This window comes from Paenibacillus curdlanolyticus YK9 (assembly GCF_000179615.1).
Taxonomy (GTDB): Bacteria; Bacillota; Bacilli; order Paenibacillales; family Paenibacillaceae; genus Paenibacillus_T; species Paenibacillus_T curdlanolyticus.
Genome location: NZ_AEDD01000025.1, coordinates 1220 through 2501, shown reverse-complemented (window position 1 = coordinate 2501; position 1282 = coordinate 1220). Strand labels below are relative to the sequence as shown.

Here is a 1282-nt window from a genome sequence, read left to right as displayed (position 1 = left end):
CGCGCCTTGCCATTCTCGTCTGTGTACTCGCTGAAATCCGAGCTGTTCAGCTTCGCATTAGCGGGCACATCGAACGCCGCCTTCACTCTGTCGGATGCCTGCTCCTTCGTCAGCACTTCCTTGCCCGCAACCGGCTTCGTGCCCGATGGCTTCGCGCTAACCTGCGTTTCGGTTTGCTTCACTTGCTGCGAATCGATCGGTCCCCCCGTTACAGCAGAGATTGCTAAGGCCGGCATGTTGTAGACCAGCACCGGCTTGCGCGACTTGCTTTGGTATGGAACCGTGTACGATAAAACCGGCTTGGCGAGTGCAGAGATTTTGGCAGTGGCCTCGTCGAGGGCGAACGCCGGCTTCGCTTTCTCAAAATTCACGACCCGCTCCCAATTGAGCTGATAGCTTAAAATATGGCCTTCACCGTCGATTTGAAAATCGATGTAGTTTTGAACATAAGGCACGCCGTTCACGATACGGTCATAACGGAGCGAGTGAACCACTTGGCCAGATAGCGGCGGCTTCGTGCCTACGCCAACATAGGCATCCAACTCAACTTGCTTCACGTAATCGGGCGCGTATTTTGTTAAGAAACGCTAATGCGACCCCCGTCGCTTTCTCGCGATTTACCTTCGGCGGGTAAGAAGGCTTTGCATTCGAATTGTCCGTACTCGAGTAGTACGAGAGCAGCTCGCCCGTCGTGCCATCTAGCCCGGCCTCAATCGTCCCCTTCACTTTGCCATTCACCTTATTAATGAACGACAGGTTCCATACGATATAAAGTCCGTTTTCTTGCATATTCGTCGATAGACGCGAGCTTTGAAGCGTATAAGCGTCTGGGATGGACAAATACTTGCGAGCCAGCTCAATCGCCTTTGCTTTCGTAATCTCTGCTTTGACCGATGCATCATCGCCGCTTGCCGGCTGAGATGCTGCGGAGTCGCTGGATGTGGCCGCTGCCGTGCTCGGCGCGCCGCTGACCACGCTTGGATTAACGGCTTTATCGGCAAAAGCCGCCGTTGGCAGCGAAGCCGTAAGCGCTACCATAGTCGCGAGCGCAATTAGTTTGCGCGATGCGCTGGAGACGCGTGGCTTTTTGTTCTTTTTCATTGTCATGCGTGTAACCCTCCTAAAACGTTTGGAATGGCGTTTATTCGATGCTGTTCAACTCTTCTGCTTCTTTAAACGCAGCCTCCAATCAAAAGGTTTCTTGCGGAGGGTAAATTTTCTTGCAGCTTTAAAACTTTGGCATGGACGCCGAATAGGATGCACACCAAAATAGGGCAGAATG

The 1282-nt window shown here is 52.8% G+C and carries 1 protein-coding gene and 1 pseudogene; both read right to left on the bottom strand.

The features are described 5' to 3' along the window. Positions 1-557: pseudogene (locus PAECUDRAFT_RS24240) on the bottom strand (hypothetical protein); the annotation flags it as partial. Then, a complete protein-coding gene (locus tag PAECUDRAFT_RS24235) occupies positions 544-1107 on the bottom strand; it encodes a YcdB/YcdC domain-containing protein (protein ID WP_006040803.1) in 564 nt (187 codons plus the stop codon). The pseudogene PAECUDRAFT_RS24240 and the gene PAECUDRAFT_RS24235, both read right to left, overlap by 14 nt. Positions 1108-1282 lie beyond the last annotated feature (175 nt).